Here is a 22,189-nt window from a genome sequence, read left to right as displayed (position 1 = left end):
CCACCGGAAGAATGACACCCTGACGGGGAGACAGCTCGACAAGACGCCTGGACAGGCCGTCGCCCGAACCGATTTGTCGTTGTGGCGTCAAATATTCGTAGGTGCCTACGAGGTGGCCGCGTCCGGGGCCCGTCAGCGCGCGGCCCTCACGGTCGGGGGACGGTATCCGTGAGGGCTTCTCGGCCGCGATTCATGATCGGGCTGTGCGACGCGCCAGTTCGAACTAGGGTTCTCGGTCGGAAGTCACATTCGACGGGGGTACGCACGTGGCCGATTCGGCGCGCTCGCTTGACGACACCGCGCATGACGGGGGACGTAACGGGGGAAGGCCAGGCCGGTTCGTCGGTATGGGTCCCTTCATGCTCGTCTGGAGCGGGCAGGCGATATCCCTGGTCGGCAATTCCGTTCTGCGGTTCGCCTTCGTCTTCGAGACATGGTCGGCCACCGGCCGGGCCACGGCGCTGACCACGCTGTCGCTCTGCGCGCTGCTCCCCCAGGTGCTGCTCAGCCCACTTGCCGGAGCCTTCGTCGACCGGATCAGCCGGCGTACGGCGCTGCAGCTCGCGGACGGTGGCGGACTGCTGATCGTGGCGCTGCTCAGCGTCCTGCACTTCACCGGAGGGCTGCACACCTGGGAGGTCTACGCGGCCGTCATGCTGCTCGGCAGCGCCGCCGCGTTCCAGTTCCCGGCGCTGGGCGCCGCCGTGCCGCTGCTGGTGGACAAGGGGCAACTGCAGCGGGCCAACAGTCTGCTGGCGAGCGCCAAGAGCACGGCGGACGTCGGTGGTCCGGCGCTGGGCGGGCTCCTGGTGGCGTTCTCCGGGCTCGGTTTCATCCTCGTCGCCGACCTGGTGAGCTTCGCTCTCGCGCTGGCCGCCATCCGGGTCGTACCGATGCGGGGGGACGACGGCCCCGCCAAGAAGCCGGCGGGCGGGCCGCGCAAGAAGCTCGTCGCGGAGGCCGTCGAGGGGATGCGGTTCCTCTTCCGGTATCCGAGCCTGCGCGATCTGATGCTGGCCTTCTGCGTGGTCAACCTGGTCATGGTCTTCGGCTTCGCCGCCGTACAGCCCATGGTGCTGGCCCGGTCCGGCGGCGAGACGTCGGCGCTGGCGAGCGTCAACACGGCGATCGGTGTCGGCGGGCTCGCGGGCGGGCTGCTGATGGCGGCCTGGAGCGGGCCGAAGAACCGGGCGCGGGGCATGCTGCTCGGGATCATCGGCATGTGCCTGTCCGCCCAGGTGGCCATGGCGCTCGCGGGCGGTGTGGTCGGCTGGTGCGCGGCCATTCTCGTGGGCGCGGCGCTCATGCCGATGATCAACGGCACGATGCAGGCGATCGTGCAGACGAAGGTTCCTCAGGAGTGGCACGGCCGGGTCTTCGGCGCCGTGATGTTCCTGTCGCAGATCTCCGTCCCGCTGGCCACCGCGGTCTCCGGGCCGCTCGCCGACCATGTCTTCGAACCGCAGGCCGCGGACGGCACCGGGATCTTCGTGGTGCTCGGGCCGCTCGTCGGCGACCGGCCGGGCAGCGGCATGGCGGCCATGCTGCTCATCGCCGGCCTGTGCGGCATCGCCGTCGGGGTGCTGAGCATGACCCGGCGCACGGTGCGGGAGATCGACTCGCTGCTGCCCGACATCGATGCCGAGTCGGGCGGGGACGGTACGGGCGACGGGGACGGCGGGGGAAACGGGGGCGGCGACAACGCCGTGACCTGCGAAGACGACTCCGGGGACGGCGGACGCCCCGGTGCCCCCGAGGATCCGGCCAGGCACCGCGCCAACCCCGACCCCGACACCCACCCCGACCCCGACGCCGACCCCGACAACCCTGAGAACAAAGCACTCGTGGAGGGCTGACATGACCACCAATCCGTTCGAGGACGAGAACGGCACCTACCTCGTACTCACCAACGCCGAGGGCCAGTTCTCGCTCTGGCCCGACGGGATCACCGTGCCCGGCGGGTGGGACGTGGCGATGACCGCGAGCAGTCGCGCGGACTGCCTCGCCTTCGTCGAGGACCGCTGGACCGACATATCTCCCGCCCGCACGGCAGCCGACGGCTGAGATGGGGGCAACGGGGGCTTTGCACGGGGTGCATGAACTCTTCGCGGCACAGGCTCGGCGGACACCGGCGGCGACCGCGCTGGTGTACGGCGACGAGCGGCTGAGCTACGGCGAACTCGACGCGCGCGCCGACCGGTTGGCCGGGCTGCTGCGGCGGCACGGCGTGCGGCCGGGGGCCCTGGTGGGCGTATGTCTGGAGCGGTCCACCGAGATGGTGGTGGCACTGCTCGGCACGCTCAAGGCCGGTGCCGGTTATGTGATGCTCGACCCGGACTTTCCGGCGGAACGGCTGCGCGGGATGGCGGCCGACGCGGGCGTCGCCGTGGTCGTGTCGCGGCGCGGGGCCCGACCGACCGCCCTCGCGGCCGAGTCGGTCGCGGTGGAGGACGCCGAAGGGGCACCGCGTCTCGAACGTGGCGCCGTGGACGTACGGCCGCAGGATCCCGCCTGCGTGATGTTCACCTCCGGCTCCACCGGCCGTCCGAAGGGCATCGTCGCCTCCCACGCCGCGATCACCGGGACGCTGACCGGGCAGGACTTCGCCTCCTTCGGGACCGGCGCGGTGTGGTTGCAGTGCTCCCCCGTGTCCTGGGACGCGTTCGCGCTGGAGCTGTGGGGCCCGCTGCTCGGCGGCGGCCTGTGCGTACTGCACCCGGGGCAGCGCCCCGACCCGGTGGTGATGGCCGGTCTGGTCGACCGGCATGCCGTCACCTCCCTCTACCTCTCCGCCTCCCTGTTCCACGTGATCGTCGACGAGTACCCCCGGGCCCTCGCCGGGGTGAGCGAACTGATCGTCGGCGGCGAGCCGTTGTCGCCCGCGCACGCCGCCCGCGTCCTGGAGCGGTACCCCGGGCTGAGGCTCAGCAACGGCTACGGGCCGGTCGAGGGCATGGTCTTCCTGACCGTCCATCCGGTCACCGCCGAGGACGTTCGGGAGGGAAGACCGGTGCCGATCGGCCGCCCGCTGGCCGGCAAACGGCTCCGGGTGCTCGACGAGCGGCTGCGGCCCGTCGCGGACGGCGAGACCGGTGAGCTGTACGCCGCCGGGGCGGGTGTCGCCCTCGGCTACTGCGGCCGTCCTGGGCTGACCGCCGAGCGCTTTGTGGCCGACCCGTACGGGGCCGCCGGTCAGCAGATGTACCGCACCGGCGATCTCGTGCGGCGCCGGGCGGACGGGGTGCTGGAGTATCTGGGGCGGGCCGACGCCCAGGTGAAGATCCGCGGGTTCCGGGTGGAGCCCGGGGAGGTGGAGACGGTCCTGGCCGGCCACCCGGGTGTCGTCCGGGCCGCTGTCGTCGCCCGTCCGGACGCCACCGGGGACAAGCGGCTGATCGCGTACGTCGTCCCGCGCGACGGACATCGGCAGCGGCTGTCGGAACGGGAGTTGCGTGACCACGCCGCTCGCGTGCTCGCCGACTACCTGGTCCCGGCCGCCTTCGTACTGCTGGACGCCCTGCCCCTCACCGCCAACGGCAAACTGGACCGCGCCGCCCTGCCCGAGCCCGGCCCGATCACCGGCTCCCTCGCCTCGGCAGCCGCACGACAGCCGTCGGGCCCGGTCGAGGAAGCGCTGTGCGGACTGTTCTCCGAGGTGCTGGGGGTGGCGTCGGTCGCCCCCGAGGACGACTTCTTCGCGCTCGGCGGCAACTCGCTGATGGTGACGCGGCTGCTGGGCCGGATCCAGCTGACGCTGGGCGCGCAGGTCGGCGTACGGGCGCTGTTCGAGTGCCGGACACCGGCGGCGCTGGTGCCGTACGTGGAGAAGGCCGCGCAGGACGAGAACGCCGAGAGGGGCGGGGAGGGGGACAAGGCCGCCGGGGGCGACCGAGCCGCGCTTTCCGCACCTCTGCGGGACGGGGATGCGCTCCCCCTGTCGTACGCCCAGCGTCGGCTGTGGTTCCTGGACCGGGTCGACGCGGGCAGCGCCTACACGCTGCCCGTGCTGGTGCGGCTGCGCGGTGAGATCGACCCGGAGGCCCTGCGGGCCGCCCTCGGGGACGTGGCCGCCCGGCAGACGGCGCTGCGTACCGTCTTCGAGGAGAGCGACGGCGAGCCGAGGCAGCGGGTGCTGAGCGGGGCTGAGGCACTGCCTCGGCTGCGGCATGTCGGGGTCGGCTCGGGTGAGTTGGAGCGGGCGGTCAGCGAAGCCGCCCGGCATCGGTTCGACCTCGCCGCCGAACTCCCCCTGCACGCCGTGCTGTTCAGTGTCCGGGACCGGCCGGGTGAGCACGCCCTGCTGCTCGTCCTGCACCACATCGCGGGTGACGGCTGGTCCCTGCCCCCGCTCTTCCGGGATCTGTCGCGTGCCTACGCGGCCCGCAGCGCCGGTTCCGAGCCGGAGCTCGCCCCGCTGCCCGTGCCGTACGCCGACTTCGCCCGCCGTCAGCAGGAGCGGCTGGGTTCGGCGGACGATCCCGGATCCCTCGCGGCCGCCCAACTCACCTTCTGGGGGGCGGCCTTGGCGGACCTCCCGGCGGGCGGCCCGCTGCTCCCCCGCCGTTCCGGACGGCCCGCCGTGCCGGGTCGGGACGCCGCCACCGTCGTACGGCGGCTGGACGCGGGCGCGCACGCGCGGGTCGTCGAGGCGGCGCGGGCGGAGGGCGCCACGCTGTTCATGGCGCTGCACGCCGCCCTCGCCGTCGCACTGGTGCGGGCCGGGGCGGGCGAGGATCTCGCGGTCGGGTCGCCGATCGCCGGGCGCGGGCACGACGGCACGGTCGATGACGTCGTCGGGTTCTTCGTCAACATGCTGGTGCTGCGCACCGACGCCTGCGGCGACCCCACCGCCCGGCAACTGCTCGCGCGTTCCCGGGAGACCGCGCTGAACGCCTTCGCCCACCAGGACGTGCCGTTCGAGGAGGTCGTGGACGCGCTCAATCCGGTACGGCCGCCGGGGCGGCAGCCGTTCACCGAGGTGGTGCTGGCGTTGCAGAACAACGCCCGGGCCGAGGTGGAGCTGCCCGGTGCCGAGGCCGGCGTAGTGCCGGTGCGCACCGGCACCGCGCGGTTCGAGCTGCTGGTCGACGTCACGGACGACCACGGGCCGGAGGGCGCGCCGGACGGCATGACGCTGGTCTTCGAGTACCGGACCTCGTGCCTGGAGCCGGAGTTCGTCCAGTGGCTGGCGGACGCGGTCGTCGAGGCGCTGTGCGCGGCGGCGGCCGAGCCGGACGTACCACTGTCCCGGCTGCCCCTGCCCGAGCCGCCCCGGCGGGCGGACGCGGTCCGGGACGCGGTCCTCGCCCCCGCCCGCCCCGCCGACACCCCGACGGACTCCGCGCTGCACCGGGAGATCGCCGCCGTCTGGTCCGACGTCCTCGGCGTCGAGCACATCGGCCCGCACGACGACTTCTTCCGGCTCGGCGGCAACTCCCTGCGCGCGGTACGGGTCGCGGCCCGCCTCACCGGCGCCGGGCGCACGGTGACGGCCGCCCAGCTGTTCACCTGCCCCACGGTCGCCGCTCTCGCCGCCGAGTTGGAGCGGGCACCGGCCGAGGCACCCGCGGCACCGGCGCCCATCACGCGCCGGCCGCGCGTTCCCCGGCAACCCGGCCGCGACGGCCGTACCGACAGCAGCCGAAACGGCCGTACCGACACCAGTCAGAAGGAGGTGCCATGGACCTGAGCGTGATGTTCTTCGGCGCCGACATGCCCGCCACCGACACCGCGACCGGAGGCGGCACGCCCCGGCACAGTGAGGCCTACGACGACATCCTCACCGTCGCCCGCACCGCGGACCGGCTCGGCTTCCACGCGATCTGGACGCCCGAGCGGCACTTCCAGCAGGTGGGGCAGGTGTTCCCCAGCCCGCCGGTGCTCAGCGCGGCGCTCGCGGTGGCCACCGAGCGGATCAACATCCGGGCGGGCAGCGTGATCCTGCCGTTGCACCATCCGCTGCGGATCGCGGAGGACTGGGCCGTCGTCGACAACCTCTCGCACGGCCGGATCGGGCTGTCCGCGGCGACGGGCTGGCACTCGGCCGACTTCGTGCTGGCGCCGGACAACTACGAGGGCCGCCGCGAGCAGACCCTGCGGGACATCCCGTTGCTGCGGCGGCTGTGGGCGGGTGAGGCGGCCGAGTTCACCGACGGCACCGGCGCCTCGGTCGCCGTCCTGCCGCAGCCCCGGCCGGTGCAGGACACGCTTCCCCTGTGGCTCACCAGCTCCGGCAACCCCGCGACCTGGGAGGCCGCCGGAGGTCTGCGCACCGGGGTCCTCGGGGCGACCGTCGGGCAGAGCCGGGAGGAGCTGGCCGAGAAGATCGCCCGCTACCGGGCCGCCTGCGCCGCCGCCCCCGACCAGGGCGGCACCGACGCGCACGGCCGGGTGACGCTGATGGCGCACACGTTCGTCGGCGCGGACGACGAGGAGGCGCGGCGCCTGGCCTCCGTACCGCTGACGAGGTATCTGCGCTCGTACGTACGGCAGACCACGGCCAACCGCACGGCCGACAAGGCGACGGCGGAGCTCACCGAGGAACAGACCGCGCTGCTCGCCGAGTTCGCCTTCCACCGCTATCTGACCTGGGGCAGCCTGCTCGGCTCCGCCGAGACCTGCCGGAAGATGCTCGCCGATCTGCGGGAGCTGGGCTGCGACGAGGTCGCCTGCTTCGTGGACTTCGGCCTCGGCCGCGACGAGGTACTGGCCGGGCTGCACCGGCTGGCCGAGCTTCGGGAGGACGTGGCGTGACAGGGGGATTCGCAACGCTGCGCAAGGGCCGCGACGTGGCGAAGGGATGCACGGCGCCCCGGGAGACCGACGGCGTGACGCGGGCCTCCCGGGATGCCGGCGGCGTGACGCAGGAGTGCGCGGCGCCCCGGGAGAGCCGGGGCGTGACGCGGGAATGCGCGGCGCCCCGGGAAGGCCAGGGCGTGACGCGGGCCTCCCGGGATGCCAGCGGCGTGACGCAGGAGTGCGCGACGCCCCGGGAGAGCCGGGGCGTGACGCGGGAATGCGCGGCGCCCCGGGAAGGCCAGGGCGTGACGCGGGCCTCCCGGGATGCCGGCGGCGTGACGCAGGAGTGCGCGGCGCCCCGGGAGAGCCGGGGCGTGACGCGGGAATGCGCGGCGCCCCGGGAAGGCCAGGGCGTGACGCGGGCCTCCCGGGATGCCGGCGGCGTGACGCAGGAGTGCGCGGCGCCCCGGGAGAGCCGGGGCGTGACGCGGGAATGCGCGGCGCCCCGGGAAGGCCAGGGCGTGACGCGGGCCTCCCGGGATGCCAGCGGTGTGGCGCAGGAGTGGGTGGCGGCTCGGGAGGGCCGGGGTGTGGCAGGGGAATTCGTGAGGCTTCGGGAGGACGTGGCGTGACGGCGATGACGGGGGCGGCCGGCGCTTCGATGGCCGAGCGGTTCAGCGCGCTCAGCGGTGAACAGCGGGTGCGGCTCATGCGGCGGCTGGTGGAGTCCGGGCAGGCCGGGCTGATCCCGGCGGTCGTACCGCCCCGCGACGGGGACGGGCCGGTGCGGCTCAGTCCGGCGCAGGAGGACCTGTGGGTGTACGAGTCGCTGTATCCCGGCACTCCCGCGCTCAACCTGTGCTGTGCCTACCACTTCGACGAGACGGTCGAGCCGGTCGACCCGGACCGTCTGGAGACGGCACTGACCCTGGTGCGGGCGCACCACGACGTCCTGCGGGCCCGCATCGGCGGCGAGCCGGGCGCGCTCAGCGTCACCTTCCCGCCCGAGGAGCGATTCCTGCTGGAGCGGGAGGACCTGCGGGGCACCGGCACCACCATCGCCGAGGCCTTCGAGACGTTCCGGCGCCGCCCCTTCGACCTGGCCGGTGAACCACTGATGCGGGCCCGGTTCGTCACGGTCGACGACCGGCGGACCACGCTGATGCTGAGCCTGCACCACGTGATCGCCGACTGGTGGTCCTTCGACGTGCTCCAGGCCGAGTTCGCCGAGGCACACCGCGCGATGCGCGCCGGTACGGCACCGACGCTGACCCGCCCCCGCATCCAGTACGCCGATTTCGCGTCCTGGCAGGGCGAGTTGGAGGACTCCGGCGTCTTCGAGGCGCGGCTGGCGTTCTGGCGCCGCTACCTCGCCGGGCCGCCGGGGCCGCTCAGCGTGCCCGGGGCCAGGGCCGGGGTCGGGGTCGGCGCCGGGGCGTCCGAGGCGGGCGGCTCCTCCGAGGAGATCGCCCAGATCCCGTTCCGCGTCGACGCCCCGACCGCCCAGGCCGTACGGGCGCTGGCCCGCGAGCGCGGCGCCTCCGTCTACGTCGTCCTGATGGCGGCCTTCGCGGTCCTGGCGCACCGCCTGACCGGCGCCGACGACATGGTGCTCGGCACGCCGACCGCCAACCGGGCCGCCAAGGGCCTGGAGCGGGTCATCGGGTACGTCATGAACGCCATCCCGACCCGCTGGCGGATCCGGCCCGGGGACTCCTTCGCCGACGTGCTGGCCAGGTTCGCCACGGACTTCCCCGAGTTGATGGCCAACGCCGACGTGCCCGTGGGCCGGATCGTCTCGGCGGTCGCGCCCGACCGCAGCGCCGGGCGCTCCCCGCTGTTCCAGTGGGTGTTCATGCACCTCACCCAGCAGCGCAGCGTGGCCGCACTGCGGGAGTTCAGCGAGCCCGAACGCATCCACACCGGTGGCGAGCACGACCTCGTCGGCATCGTCCGTGACTCCGACGACGGCACGATGGAGGGCAGCTTCGAGATCCGGACGGCCCTCTTCGGCGCCGACACCGTACGGCACTGGACGGACGCCTACCTGGAGCTGCTGCGCCGCTTCACCGCCGACCCCGAGGTGCCGCTCGCCGAGGTCGGCCTGGTGCCCGAGGCCGACCGGCGACGGCTGGCGGAGCTCGGCTCGGGCGGTCCCGCCCCCGAGCCGCTGGCCCTCCCCGACCTGGTGGCCCGGCAGGCGTCCCGCACCCCCGACGCGCCCGCGCTGGAGGCCGAGGACCTGCGGCTGACGTACGCCGGACTGACCGACCGCGTGAACCGGCTGGCGGCTCATCTGGCCCGGCACGGGGCGGGCCCCGGCCGGATCGTGGCCCTCGCCCTGGGGCGCACGGCCGCCATGGTCCCGGCGCTGCTGGCGGTGCAGCGCACGGGCGCCGCGTACCTCCCGATCGACCCCGACTATCCACCGGAGCGCATCCGGCTGGCGCTGGCGGACGCGACGCCGGTCCTGGTGGTGGCCGGCGAGCCCGGGGTGATTCCGGAGACGGACGTCCTCACGCTCGTCCTCGACGAGCGCGCCTACGCCGAACAGCCGCTCGCTGCCGACGAGTTGGCCCCTTCGGCTCCCGCCTATGTCATCCACACCTCGGGCTCCACCGGCCGCCCCAAGGGCGTCGTGGTCCCGCACACCGGTCTGACGGCCCTCGCGCGCGGTCTCGTGGACGCGCTCGCACTGGACGCGGACAGCAGGGTGCTGCAATTGGGCTCGCCCGCCTTCGACATCTCCGTGAGTGAGATGTGCATGGCGTTCGGGTCCGGCGGCACCCTGGTCGTACCGCCTTTGGGGCCGCTCGCCGGGCAGGACCTCGCGGACGTGCTGACCGGCCGGCGGATCAGCAGTGCGCTGCTGCCGCCGTCGGTGCTGGCGACGGTGCCGGCCGGGGAGTACCCCGAGCTGCGGTCGCTGGCCGTGGGCGCGGAGGCGTGTCCGCCGGAGCTGGTGGCCCGCTGGGCCGTCGCAGGGCGCCGGTTCCACAACGCCTACGGGCCCACCGAGTTCACCGTCGCCGCCTCCGTCTCCGGCCCGCTGACCGGCGACGGCACGGCACCGCCCATCGGCGCCCCGCTCCCGGGCACGCGCGCGTACGTCCTCGACGAGCGGCTGCGGCCCGTGCCGCCCGGGGTGTGCGGCGAGCTCTATCTGGCGGGGCCGGGAGTGGCGTACGGCTATCTGGGGCGGGCGGGGACGACCGCCGAGCGGTTCGTCGCCGACCCGTACGGGCCGCCCGGCGGGCGCATGTACCGCACCGGGGACCTGGCCCGCCGCCGGGACGACGGGCAGCTGGAGTATCTGGGCCGCTCCGACGACCAGGTGAAGATCCGCGGCCACCGCATCGAGCCGGGCGAGATCGCGGCGGTCCTCGCCGGGCACCCCTCGGTACGGCAGGCGGTGGCCGTCGTGCGGGAGGACCGGCCGGGCAGGCCACGGCTCGTCGCGTACGTCGTCGGCGGTGGTGAGGGCGTGCCGGTCCCGGAGGCGCTGCTGGCGTACGCCGCCGGGCGGTTGCCCGCCGCCATGGTGCCGGCCGACGTGGTGGTCCTGGACGAGCTGCCGCTGGCACCGGGCGGCAAGCTGGACCGGGCGGCGCTGCCCGCCCCGGGAAGCCGGCCGGGCGGCTCCGGGCGGGCCCCGGAGGGCGTCCGCGAAGTCACCCTGTGCGCCCTCTTCGAGGAGGTGCTCGGTGTCGAACGGGTCGGCGCCGACGACGACTTCTTCCGGCTGGGCGGCGACAGCATCATGGCGATCCAGCTCGCCGGGCGGGCCTCGGGGGCGGGGCTCGGCATCGCGCCGCGCGACATCTTCACGGCCCGTACGCCTGCCGCGCTCGCGCTGACGGCACGGGAGGCGGCGAACCTCGGCACCGTCGAGGACTCCGGCACGGGGCGGTTCCCGCTCACGCCGGTCATGCGGTGGTGGCGCGAACAGGACGGGGACGCGGCGGCGTTCACGCAGTCGATGGTGTTCCCGGTGCCGCGGGACGTCGGCCTGGAGCGCGTCGAGGCGGCGGTGCGCGGGCTGGTGGAGCGGCACGGTGTGTTGCGGATGCGCCTGGTGGACGGGGAGCTGGAGGTTCCCGAGGACGTCCCCGGCGTGGCTGTCGAGCGCGTCGAGATGCCCGCGGGTGCCGATCCGCGCGCGTCGGCCGAGGAGTTGGCGGCGTCGGTGCGGCTCGACCCGGAGAAGGGGGAGATGCTGCGGGCCACCTGGCTCGACCCGGCCTCCGGTCAGCCGGGGCTGCTGTTGCTGACGGTGCACCACCTGGCGGTGGACGGGGTGTCCTGGCGGCTGCTGGGTCCCGAGCTGGCGGCCGGGCTGGCGGCCGGGCCGGCCGGGGAGCGGCTGCCGCAGAGCCCGGGCACGTCCTTCGCGCGCTGGGCTCGGCTGCTGGCGCGGGAGGCGGTCAGGCCCGGGTTGGCCGACACGGAGTCCGCCTGGTGGGAGCGGATGCTGAGCGGCCCGGACGCGCGGATCGCGGGCGGGCGGGGTGTCGGCGCGCGCCGTGCCGTGCTCACCGTCGAGCTGACGCCCGAGGTCACCGAGGCGGCGCTGTCCGAGGTGACCGCGGCCTTCCACTGCGGCCCGGACGCCGTGCTGCTGACGGCGCTGGCCGCGGCGGCGGTACGGCGGCGGGGCGAGGCCCCTTCGGCTGTCACCGGCGTGCTGGTCCATCTGGAGGGCCACGGCCGTGAGGCGCTCTCCGAGCCCGTCGACATCTCCCGCACGGTCGGCTGGTTCACCACCCAGTACCCGGTCAGGCTGGACGCGGGCGGCGCGCTCGGCCCGGACTTCTGGCAGCCCGCGCGGGACGCGGCCGGTGAGGCGCTCAAGCAGGTCAAGGAGCAGCTGCGGGCGGTCCCGTCGGGCGGCCTCGGCTGGGGTCTGCTGCGCCACCTCAACCCGGACACGGCCCCGAAGCTGGCCGCGCTGCCCGTCCCGGACCTGCGCTTCAACTATCTGGGCCGGTTCTCCGGCGGCGACACGGCCGACGGCGAGCTGCTCGGCATGGCCGCGGAGGCGCTGCCGCTCGGCCATGCGGTGGAGGTGGACGCGCTGGTCCTGGAGCGGGACAGCGGGCGGCTGTGTCTGAGCGCCGGGTTCTCGTACGCGCGCGGGGTGCTCGGCGAGGACGAGGTGCCGGCGCTGGCCCGGCTGTGGTGCGAGGCGATCGAGGTGCTGGTCGAGCACGCCCGCCGGGACGGCACGGGCGGTCACACCAGCTCCGACTTCCCGCTGGTCGACCTGTCGTCGGACCAGCTCGCCCTGCTGGAAGACGACTTGGAGTTCGAGGACTGGGACGACGAAGACGACGAGGACGAAGAGGGGGACGGCTGATGGGCGGCCGCATCGCGGACGTACTGCCGCTCTCCCCCGCCCAGGAAGGCCTGCTCTTCCACGCCCTGCGCGATCCGGACCGCCCCGATCCGTATCTGGTGCAGGCCCGCTTCCGGATCGCCCCCGGCGTCAAGGCCCAGGCGGTGCGGGCCGCAGTGACCGCGCTGCTGGAGCGGCACCCGAATCTGCGAGCGTGTTTTCGGCACGAGCAAGTCGACCGGCCGGTGCAGGTGATCCCGCGCGCGGTGAAGGTGCCGTGGACGGAGGCCGACTGCACGGGTCGCGGGCAGGACGAGACGGAGACGGAGCTCGCGCGTCTCATGGCCGAGGACCGGGCGCGCCGCTTCGACCTGGCCCGGCCCCCGCTGGTGCGGGCCACGCTGGTTCGGCACGACATGGGCGCCGAGCTTCTACTGACGTTCCATCACATTCTGTTGGACGGCTGGTCGTTGCCGTTGCTCGCGCAGGATCTGGAGGCGCTGACGACGGGCACGGCCGAGCTGCCGCCCGCTGTACCCTTCAAGCAGTACCTGGTCTGGCTGAACGGCCAGGACCAGGCCAGGGCGGAGGCAGCCTGGCGTGAGGCGCTGGGCGGGCTGACGCGGCCCGCGCTGCTTGCCCCGGGTGAGCAGGACGGCCCGGACGGACCGGGCGGGGCTGAGGACACCGTCGACGTAGAGCTGACGCCCGAGCTGACGGCGGCGGTCACCCGGCGCGCCGCGGACGCGGGCGTCACCGTCAACACCGTGGCGCAGACGGCCTGGGCCCTGGTGCTGGCCCGGCTGACCGGTGCCGAGGACCTGGTGTTCGGCGCGGTCGTCTCCGGGCGGCCGCACGATCTGCCCGGCGTCGAGCGGATGGTGGGCCTGTTCATCAACACGCTGCCGGTGCGGATCCGGCTGCGCCGCGGTGAGGGCGTCGACGAGCTGCTGGCCCGCGTCCAGAGCGAGCAGCTGCGGCTGGCGCCGTATCACCATGTACGGCTGTCGGAGGTGCAGCGGGCGGCCGGAGCCGGCGAACTCTTCGACACGGTCCTGGCGTTCGAGAACTTCCCGCGCACCGCGGGGCCCACGACCGCCGTCGAACTGGTCGAGACGCGGGACGCGACGCACTACCCGGTGACGGTCGCCGTCGTCGCCGGGGAACGGATGCTGCTGCGGATCAGCTGCCGCCGGGGCATCTCCGCGGCCACGGTCGGCACCCGCCTGGCGCGCGCCTTCGAGGCGCTGACGTCCGCGCACGGCACGCCGGCCGACCGGCTCGACGTCCTCCCGCAGGAGGAGCGGCGACAGCTGCTCGCCCTGGCCGAGGGGCCGGTACGTCCGGTGGCCGAGACGCTGACCATCCCCGGGCGCTTCGCCGGTCAGGTGGCCCGTACGCCGGACGCGCCGGCCGTCGAGACGGACGGTGAGGTATTGACGTACGGCGGTCTCGACGCGGCGTCCGACCGGATGACGGCGCGGCTGCGGGAGGCGGGGGTGCGGCCCGGCGACACGGTGGCGCTGCCGCTGGTCCGGTCCGTGTCCCTGGTCGTCGCGCAGCTGGCGGTGCTGAAGGCGGGCGCGTGCTGCCTGCCGCTGGATCCGGCGGCTCCGGCCGGGCGGCTGGCGGCACTGGCGGGGCAGGCCGGTGCACGGGTGGCGGTTGCCGCTGCGGGCGGGCAACTGCCGGACGGTATACGGGTGTTGGACGTGTCAGGCCTTGACGGGTCCGACGCTGCCGAGCCGCCGACGGCGGCCGTGCACCCCGAATCCACCGCCTACGTGATGTACACCTCCGGCTCGACGGGCGAACCCAAGGGCATCCTCACCCCGCACCGGGCCGTCGTCGAGCTCGCCGCCGACACCCGTTTCGCGGGCGGCGCGCACGAGCGCGTCCTCCTCCACAGCCCGCACACCTTCGACGCCGCCACCTACGAGACCTGGGTGCCCCTGCTGAACGGGGGCACGGTCGTGGTCGCCCCGCCCGGCCCCGTCACCCCCGACCTGCTGAAGCGGCTGCTGCCCGAATCGCGCGTCACCGCCGTGTGGCTCACCGCCGAACTCCTGCGCACCGTCGCGGAGATCGCGCCCGAGGTGCTCGGCACCGTGCGGGAGGTGTGGGCGGGCGGGGACGTCCTCGCGCCCGAGGCGGTGCGGCGGGTGCGCGAGCACTGCCCCGGCACTCGGGTCGTCAACGGCTACGGGCCCACCGAGACGACGGTGTTCGCCACGGCCCACCGGGTGACCGGTGACGTCGGCGCGTCCGTGCCCATCGGGCGGCCCCTCGACAACACCCGCGCCTACGTCCTCGACCGCCTCCTGCGTCCCGTACCGGCCGGAACGGTGGGCGAGTTGTACGTCGCCGGCACGGGCCTGGCCCGCGGTTACCTGAACCGCCCCGACCGGACCGCCGAGCGCTTCGTCGCCGATCCGTACGGGCCGCCCGGCACCCGGATGTACCGCACGGGCGATCTGGTGCGCCGGCTTCCCGCCGGCGAGCTGGAGTTCATGGGCCGCAGCGACGACCAGGTCAAGGTGCGGGGCTTCCGCATCGAGCCCGGCGAGGTGGAGGCCGTCCTGGCCGCCTGCCCGGGCGTGGAACGGGCCGTGGTGGCCGCGCGCCCCGGACCGGACGGCGGCAAGAGGCTCGTCGCGTACGTCGTGGGCGGCGACCTGGGCCTCGTACGGGAGCATGCGGCGCGCACGCTGCCGGCACATCTGATGCCGTCGGCGTGGGCCGCCCTCGACGCCGTACCGCTGACCGCGCACGGCAAGGTCGACCGGGCCGCGCTGCCCGACCCCGAGCCGCGGCGAGTCCGGCCGGGCCACGGACGGATGGCCCGGCCGGGACGCGAGCAGCGGCTGTGCGCGCTGTTCGCTCAGGAGCTCGGGCTGGAGGCGGTCGGCCCCGACGCCGACTTCTTCGCGCACGGCGGCCACTCGCTGCTCGCCCTGCGCCTGACCGCGGAGATCTACACCCAGCTCGGGGTACGGGTGTCGCCGGCCACGCTGTTCGAGGCGCCGACGCCGGCCGCGCTCGCCGCGCGCCTCGCCACGGGACAGGCGGGCACGGGCACGGGCACGGGCCGGGACGACGAGGACGCGTACTCCCCGCTGCTCCCCCTGCGCCGCGAGGGCGACCTGCCGCCGCTGTTCTGTCTGCACCCGGGGCTGGGGCTCGGCTGGGGGTACGCGGCGCTGCTGCCGCACCTCGCCCCCGGGCGGCCGGTGTACGCGCTGCAGACTCCGGTGCTGCACGGCGAGCAACTGCCGGGTTCGCTGGGCGAGTTGGCCGAGCGGTACGTGCCGCACATCCGGGCGGTGCGGCCGCACGGGCCGTATCTGCTGCTGGGCCGGTCCTTCGGCGGACCGTTCGCGCACGAGCTGGCGGTGCGGTTGCGCGCGGCCGGCGAGGAGGTCGCGCTCGTCGCCGTCCTGGACTCGATGCCGAAGCCGCCGGACGTGGCGCGCGTGCCGCTGGACCCGGCGGTCGTGGAGCAGGTGGCGTTGAGCAACCTGCTGCGCAACGCGCTGCCCGGAGTCGCGGCCGGTCCCGAGCCGCTGGAGAGGGCCGAGGTCGTGGCACGCGTCCACGCGCACAGCGCGCTCCTCGCCGACCTCGACGAACGGCGCCTCGACACCCTGGTCGCCGCCATGGGGCGGTACATCGAGATGGCCCGCGCCTGGCAGCCGTCGCCGTACGACGGCCGGGTGACCCTCTTCTCGGCCACCCGCGCCTCGGAGGCGACGACCGAGGAGAAGCGCGCCGCGTGGCAGGCCTGCTCGGCCGGGGTGGACGTACACGAACTGGACTGTGAGCACAGCGATGTGCTCACACCGGGGCCGGTCGGCGAGATCGCCGCGGCCGTGGAAGACGTACTGGCAAGGGACCGCACGGGGGACGGAGCACAGGCAGATGGACGCTGACGGCATAGGGACTGTCGGGGAGTACGGGGAGAAGGCCGGGGCGTACGAGGAGACTCCCGGGGCTCCCGGGGCTCCCGGGGCTGGCGAGGAGTACGAGTTCCCGACCTCGGACGCGCAGGCCCGGCTGCTCGTCCTGGACCACATGGACCCGGGCAGCGCGACCTACCACGTGCCGGCCGCGTTCGCCGTGCGCGGGCCGTTCGATCCGGCCGCCTTCGGCCGGGCCCTGGACTCGCTCGTCGCCCGGCACGAGTCGCTGCGCACCGTGTTCCGCACCGGCCCCGACGGGGTGCCGCTGCAGATCGTGGCCGCCGCCGGGAAGGTCGAGCCGTGCGTGGAGCGCGACGTGCCCGTGGCCGAGGTGGACGCGCGGATGCGCGCCGAGGCCGCCCGCCCCTTCGACGTGGCGTCCGGCCCGCTGCTGCGCTGCACGCTGTACGCCGTGGGCGACGGCAGTCACCGCATCCTGCTCGTCGCCCACCACCTGGTCTGCGACGGCTGGTCGCTGGGCGTGCTGCTGCGCGAGCTGTCGGCCGGGTACGAGAACGAGGCCAAGGGCCTGCGCCACGCGCTGCCCGAACTCCCGCTCCAGTTCCCCGACTTCGCGTCGTGGCAGCGGGAGCGGCAGGCGGCGGGCGAGTACGCCGACTCGGTCGCGCACTGGGCCGAGCGGCTGCGCGGGGCCCCCGAGACGGTCGCGCTGCCGCTGGACCGGCCGCGCGGGGCGGTCCGTTCGGCGGCGGGCGGCACCGAACGCTTCACGCTGTCGGCCCGGGTCCGTGAGCGGATCGCCGAGACGGCCCGGACGCGCGGCGGTACGCCGTTCATGGCGGTGTTCGCCGCGTACGCCGCGTTCGTGAGCCGGCTGTCCGGCTCCGAGGACCTGGTGATCGGCTTCCCCGTCTCCGGCCGGGACCGCCCCGAACTCCAGGACATGGTCGGCATGCTGACCAACACCCTGGCCCTGCGCGTCGACCTGTCCGGTGACCCGACGTACCACGACCTGATCGGCCGCCTGCGCACCGCGCTGCTGGCCTCCCAGCCGTACCAGGACGCGCCCTTCGAGGCGGTCGTGAACGCCGTCGCCCCGGCGCGCGAGATGAGCCACGACCCGGTCGTGCAGGTGGTGTTCGGCTACGACGACGACACCGAGCTGACGCTGAGCCTGGCGGGCGCCGAGGTCGAGCGGGTCCCTGTCGTGCTGGACACCGCGAAGTTCGACTTCCATCTCCAGGTGGAGCGGTGGGGCGAGGACCTCGCCGCGTATCTCATCCACCGCAGCGCGCTGTTCGAGGCGGCGACGGTACGGCGGTGGGTGCGGTGCTTCGAGACACTCCTGGACGGTCTGCTGGCGCAGCCCGACGCGCCGCTGTCGACGGTCGAGATGGTGTCGGCCGACGAGCGTGAGCGGTTGCTGGCGCTCGGGGACCGTACGCAGCGGGTCGTCGAGTCGACACGGCTCGTACCGGATCTGGTGGCGGACCGCGCGGCCGCCCGGCCGGAGGCCACCGCCCTCGTCTGCGGAGCGCTGCGGCTGACGTACCGCGAACTGCTGGAGCGCGCCGACGGTCTGGCGGCTCGGCTGCGTGCGCGCGGCGTGCGGCGCGGCGACCGGGTCGGGCTGCTGCTGCCCCGGGGCGCCGACATGGGCATCGCCGCCCTCGCGGTGCTGCGCGCGGGCGGCGCCTATGTGCCGCTGGACCCGGCACACCCCTCCGCGCGCCTCGCCTTCATGGTCGCGAACTCGGGCACGTCGCTGCTGCTGACGGCGGCGGGGACGACGGGCCTGACGGGGACGGACGTTCCGCAGCTGCGGGTGGACGCGGACACGGACGAGGCGACGGACGAGGCCATGGATGAAGCCACGGATGCCATGGCTCCGGGCGTCCCCGTGGAGTGTTCGCCCGACGACCTCGCCTACGTCCTCTACACCTCCGGCTCCACCGGCGTCCCCAAGGGCGTGGCGGTCGAGCACCGGGCGCTGCTCAATCTCGCGGTGAACGTCCGCCCCGTGTTCCCGGTGACCGCGCAGGACCGCGTCCTGCAGTTCGTGTCGTTCGGCTTCGACGTGGCCGTGTCCGACCTGTTCTTCCCCTGGGTCGCGGGCGCTGAGCTGCACATCGCGCAGGAGGACGAGCGACTGGGCGAGGCGCTCCAGGCACGGTTGCGGGACTCCCGGATCACCTACGTCTTCCTGCCGCCGTCCGCCGCGATGACCCTGCCCCGCGCCCCGGGCGCCCTGCCCGAGCTGCGCACGGTCGCGGTCGGCGGCGAAGCCTGCCCGGCCGAGCTGGTCGAGCGGCTCGGCGAGGAGGGCCGCCGGATCGTCAACGCGTACGGCCCCAGCGAGGCCACGGTGTACTCCACCACCGCCGATCTGCACCCCGGTGAACCGGTGGTCATCGGCCACGCGGTCCCGGGCACCCGCGCCCACGTCCTGGACCGGCGCCTGCGCCCGGTCCCGGTCGGCGTGACGGGCGAGCTCTACGTGGCCGGCGCCTCCCTGGCCCGCGGCTACTTCGGCCGGCCCGGCATGACCGCCGAGCGCTTCGTCGCCGACCCGTACGGGCCGCCCGGCAGCCGGATGTACCGCACCGGCGACCTGTGCCGCATCGACGCGCACGGCGTGCTGCACTACCTCGGCCGCGGCGACTCCCAGGTGAAGCTGCGCGGCTACCGCATCGAACTGGGCGAGATCGAGGCGCTGTTGGCGGGCCACGCCGACGTCACGGTCGCCGCGGCGGCGGTACGGGGGGAGGGGGCAGAGCAGCGGCTCGTGGCGTACGTGGTCGGAAAGGACACGGGCACGGACACGGCCACGGGCCCCTCGGACGAAGCCCTGCGTGCCCTTCTCGCCGTACGGCTCCCCGGCTACATGGTCCCGGAGATCTTCGTCCGCCTGCCGGAGCTGCCGCTGAACCGCTCCGGCAAGATCGACCGGGCGCGGCTGCCCGAACCTGCGGCCCGGCGGCCCCGGTCGGAGGAGTCGTACGCCGCCCCGCGCACCGCCGGTGAGCGGCGGGTGGCCGAGGTGTGGCAGCGGGTGCTGACCCTGGACCGGGTCGGCGTGCACGACAACTTCTTCGACCTGGGCGGCAATTCGGTACGGCTGCTGGCCGTGCTGTCGGCCCTGCGCGAGCACCCCGAGTGCCGCGAACTGACCCTGATCGACCTGTTCCGCCATCCCACGGTGGCCGCGATCGCGGCCCACCTCGACAGCGACGCCCGGCCGACCTCGCGCCACGAGGAGGCGGCCAGGCGCGGCAGTGACCGCCGGGCGGCCCTGCACAAGCTCCGTTCCAGGAAAGGCACGACGCGATGACGACCGAGGAAGTCCCGATGCAGGATCCGGCGCAGGGTCTCGAATCCGCGGTGGCCGTCGTGGGCATGAGCGGCCGCTTCCCCGGCGCGCGGGACCTGGAGTCCTACTGGGCCAACCTGCGCGACGGCGTCTGCTCCCTAGCCACCTTCACCGAGAAGGAGTTGCTGGCCGACGGAACGGACGCGGCGGAGCTGGACAATCCCGCGTACGTCTGCGCCCAGGGCCGCATCCCGGACGCCGACCGCTTCGAGGCGGACCTCTTCGGCTTCACCCGCGCGGAGGCGGCGGCGCTGGACCCGCAGCACCGCGTGCTGCTGGAGACGGCGTGGTCCGCCCTGGAGGACGCGGGCTACGCCCCGCTGGACGCACCGTCGCGCACCGGCGTGTACGTGGGCGGCAGCCCCACGGAACACGCCCTGGCGGCCGGCACGGACCCGGCGCTCGCGGCGTCGATCGGCGCCCTCCAGGTCCGTATCCTCACCGACCGCGAGTTCCTGGCGCCCTGGATCTCCTACCGTCTGGGCCTGGAGGGCCCCAGCATGACGGTCCAGACGGCCTGCTCGACCTCGCTGACGGCGGTCCACCTGGCCGTCCAGGCTCTCCTGCTCGGTGAGTGCGACACGGCCCTCGCGGGCGGCGTGGCCATCGGCAGCGTGCGCAGGCAGGGTTACGTCCACTACCAGGGCGGGATCTTCTCCCCCGACGGCCGCTGCCGCCCCTTCGACGAGAAGGCGGCCGGCACGGTGCCCGGCAGCGGCGTGGGCGTGCTGGTGCTGCGCCGACTGGAGGACGCACTGGCCGACGGTGACCCGGTGCGCGCGGTGATCCGGGGTACGGCGGTCACCAACGACGGTTCCGGCAAGGTCGGTTTCACCGCTCCGGGGGTGGACCAGCAGTCGGCCGCGATCACAGAGGCGTGGGCGGCGGCGGGGCTGGAGCCGTCGGCGGCGCAGTACGTGGAGGCGCACGGGACGGGGACCGAACTCGGGGACCGGATCGAGCTGGAGGCGGCGAGCGCGGCCTTCGCGGGCGGCGACGGCATCGGCCTCGGCTCGGTGAAGTCGAACATCGGGCACGCGGACGCGGCGGCCGGGGCGGCGGCGCTGATCAAGACGATCCTGATGCTGGAGCACGCGACGCTGGCGCCGACGGTGGACGTCACGAGCCCGCTCGCCGCCCTTCAGGAGTCGCCGCTGCGGCTGGTGACCGAGGCCGAGGAGTGGCCGAGCCGTGCGGGCCTGCCCCGGCTGGCGGGGGTGACGTCGGTGGGTATCGGCGGCACGAACGTGCATGTGGTGGTGCAGGAGGCGCCCGAGCGGCCGTCGCCGGCGGGTACGGCGACGCACTCGGCGGCCGACGCTGCGCACCCCCTGGTCCTGCCCTTGTCGGCGCGCACCGAGCCGCAACTCGCCGCGCTGGCCGACCGGTTGGCGAGGAGACTGCGCGAGGCGGACGCCCCGTCCCTGACCGACGTCGCGCACACCCTGCGCACGGGCCGGGTCCGGCTGCCCGTACGGGCCTATGTCGTGGCCGGTACGCGGGAGGAGGCGGCCGACCGGCTCACGACGACGGCCGGGGGCCGCCGGGACACGACGACCGACCCGCTGGGCGAGGCATGGGTAATGGGCGAGGAGGTGACCTGGCCGGCTCTCGGAGGTGACGTACGGCGGGTCCAGCTCCCGACGTACCCGTTCGCGGGCGAGAGCTACGGCGCGCTGACGCTGCTCAGGCCCGCCGCGCAGGAGCCGCACGAGGAGGCGGCGACCGACGTCGCGGCACCCGCCCCGGAGACCGAGCTCGGGCACAAGGTGAGCGAGCTGGTGATCGAGGCGCTGGATCTGAACAGTGCCGCCGATCTCGCGCAGACGTACTTCGAGGCGGGCGGCGACTCGCTGACGGCCGTTCACCTCGCCGGAAGGCTCCGCGACGAGTTGGGCATCGACGTGCCGATCCAGCTGTTCCTCGAACCGATCACACTGAAGGACATGACGACGAGCATCTGCGAGATAAAGCAGAACGGTGCCGCGGACGACGCCCTCGATGCCCTTCTCTCCGAGTTCGAGGCGGAGTCGTGACCGTCCCCGACATCCGGACCCTGTGGTTCAGGGGCGTGAGCGTGCCCGACGCGAGGATCCGCCTGCTGTGCTTCCCGCACGCGGGCGGAGGGGCGGTCGCCTTCCATGACTGGGCCGCGCTGGCCCCGCCGGAGATCGAGGTCGTGGCCGTGCAGTACCCCGGCCGCCAGGACCGCGTGTACGAGCCGTGCGCGAGCACGATGGAGGAGCTGGCGGACGCGATCACGACGGCCCTGCAGCGGGAACTGCCCGGCGACCGGCCGTTGGCCTTCTTCGGCCACAGCATGGGTTCGTCGGTGGCGTACGAGGTGGCCCGCCGCCTGGAGGACGACCCCTCACGCACCCTCACCCGCCTGATCGTGTCGGGCCGGCAGCGGCCCCGCCTCCCGCAGGAGCAGGCACCCAGGCCGGCCCCGACCGACCCCGAGGTCCTGGACTACGTCCGCCTGCTGGACCCCGAGGGCGCCGACCTCTACGCGAACCCCGAGCTGCAGCGGGTGATCATGCCGGCGCTGCGCGCGGACTTCGGAATCCTCGCCGCGTACCGCCCGACGCACCTGCACCGGCTGGGAGTTCCGGTCACCGTGTGCGGAGGCGACCGCGACCCCGTGTGCACCGTCGAGGACCTCAAGTCCTGGTCGGACGTCACGACGAAGGGGCTGGACCTCCGGGTCTTCGAGGGGGCCCACTTCTATCTCCGCCAGCGGAAAGAGGAGCTGCTCGCGTTCATCGCCGCGCAGTCGGCATGAGACGGCGCTCGAACGGACGTGCAGGACCTGAGGAATCGGGG

General features: G+C 74.3%; 10 protein-coding genes. All 10 read left to right on the top strand.

Annotated features, from left to right (window positions below):
• Positions 1-359 precede the first annotated feature (359 nt).
• Genes PBV52_RS32910 through PBV52_RS32865 form a run of 10 tightly spaced genes read left to right on the top strand, consistent with a single transcriptional unit; the run spans position 360 to position 22,148 of the window.
• Positions 360-1,856, top strand: coding sequence for an MFS transporter (locus tag PBV52_RS32910; protein ID WP_274243370.1), 1,497 nt, complete (start codon positions 360-362; stop codon positions 1,854-1,856).
• Position 1,857: 1 nt separating this feature from the next.
• Complete coding sequence (locus PBV52_RS32905) at positions 1,858-2,064, top strand: MbtH family protein (protein ID WP_274243369.1); 207 nt, start codon at positions 1,858-1,860, stop codon at positions 2,062-2,064.
• Between the two features lie 28 nt (positions 2,065-2,092).
• Positions 2,093-5,689 (top strand): amino acid adenylation domain-containing protein, encoded by a 3,597-nt coding sequence (locus PBV52_RS32900; protein WP_274243367.1) that lies wholly within the window; start codon positions 2,093-2,095, stop codon positions 5,687-5,689.
• Positions 5,680-6,753 (top strand): MupA/Atu3671 family FMN-dependent luciferase-like monooxygenase, encoded by a 1,074-nt coding sequence (locus PBV52_RS32895; RefSeq protein WP_274243365.1) that lies wholly within the window; start codon positions 5,680-5,682, stop codon positions 6,751-6,753. Before PBV52_RS32900 ends, PBV52_RS32895 begins: the two co-directional genes overlap by 10 nt.
• On the top strand, positions 6,750-7,370 hold the full coding sequence (locus tag PBV52_RS32890) for a hypothetical protein (protein ID WP_274243363.1): 621 nt from the start codon (positions 6,750-6,752) through the stop codon (positions 7,368-7,370). Before PBV52_RS32895 ends, PBV52_RS32890 begins: the two co-directional genes overlap by 4 nt.
• A 5-nt stretch (positions 7,371-7,375) precedes the next feature.
• Positions 7,376-12,094, top strand: coding sequence for a non-ribosomal peptide synthetase (locus tag PBV52_RS32885; protein ID WP_274249749.1), 4,719 nt, complete (start codon positions 7,376-7,378; stop codon positions 12,092-12,094).
• Complete coding sequence (locus PBV52_RS32880; protein WP_274243362.1) at positions 12,094-16,002, top strand: amino acid adenylation domain-containing protein; 3,909 nt, start codon at positions 12,094-12,096, stop codon at positions 16,000-16,002. Before PBV52_RS32885 ends, PBV52_RS32880 begins: the two co-directional genes overlap by 1 nt.
• Positions 15,992-19,324, top strand: coding sequence for an amino acid adenylation domain-containing protein (locus PBV52_RS32875; protein WP_274243361.1), 3,333 nt, complete (start codon positions 15,992-15,994; stop codon positions 19,322-19,324). The genes PBV52_RS32880 and PBV52_RS32875 overlap by 11 nt, the downstream gene beginning before the upstream one ends.
• Positions 19,321-21,399: a beta-ketoacyl synthase N-terminal-like domain-containing protein gene (locus PBV52_RS32870; RefSeq protein WP_274243360.1), complete on the top strand. Its 2,079-nt coding sequence runs from the start codon at positions 19,321-19,323 to the stop codon at positions 21,397-21,399. Before PBV52_RS32875 ends, PBV52_RS32870 begins: the two co-directional genes overlap by 4 nt.
• Positions 21,396-22,148, top strand: coding sequence for a thioesterase II family protein (locus PBV52_RS32865; protein WP_274243358.1), 753 nt, complete (start codon positions 21,396-21,398; stop codon positions 22,146-22,148). The genes PBV52_RS32870 and PBV52_RS32865 overlap by 4 nt, the downstream gene beginning before the upstream one ends.
• Positions 22,149-22,189: the final 41 nt, after the last annotated feature.

The sequence above is a fragment of the Streptomyces sp. T12 genome (assembly GCF_028736035.1).
GTDB lineage: Bacteria > Actinomycetota > Actinomycetes > Streptomycetales > Streptomycetaceae > Streptomyces.
Note: the sequence above shows the minus strand (reverse complement) of the source record. Positions and strands in the feature narration are given on the sequence as shown.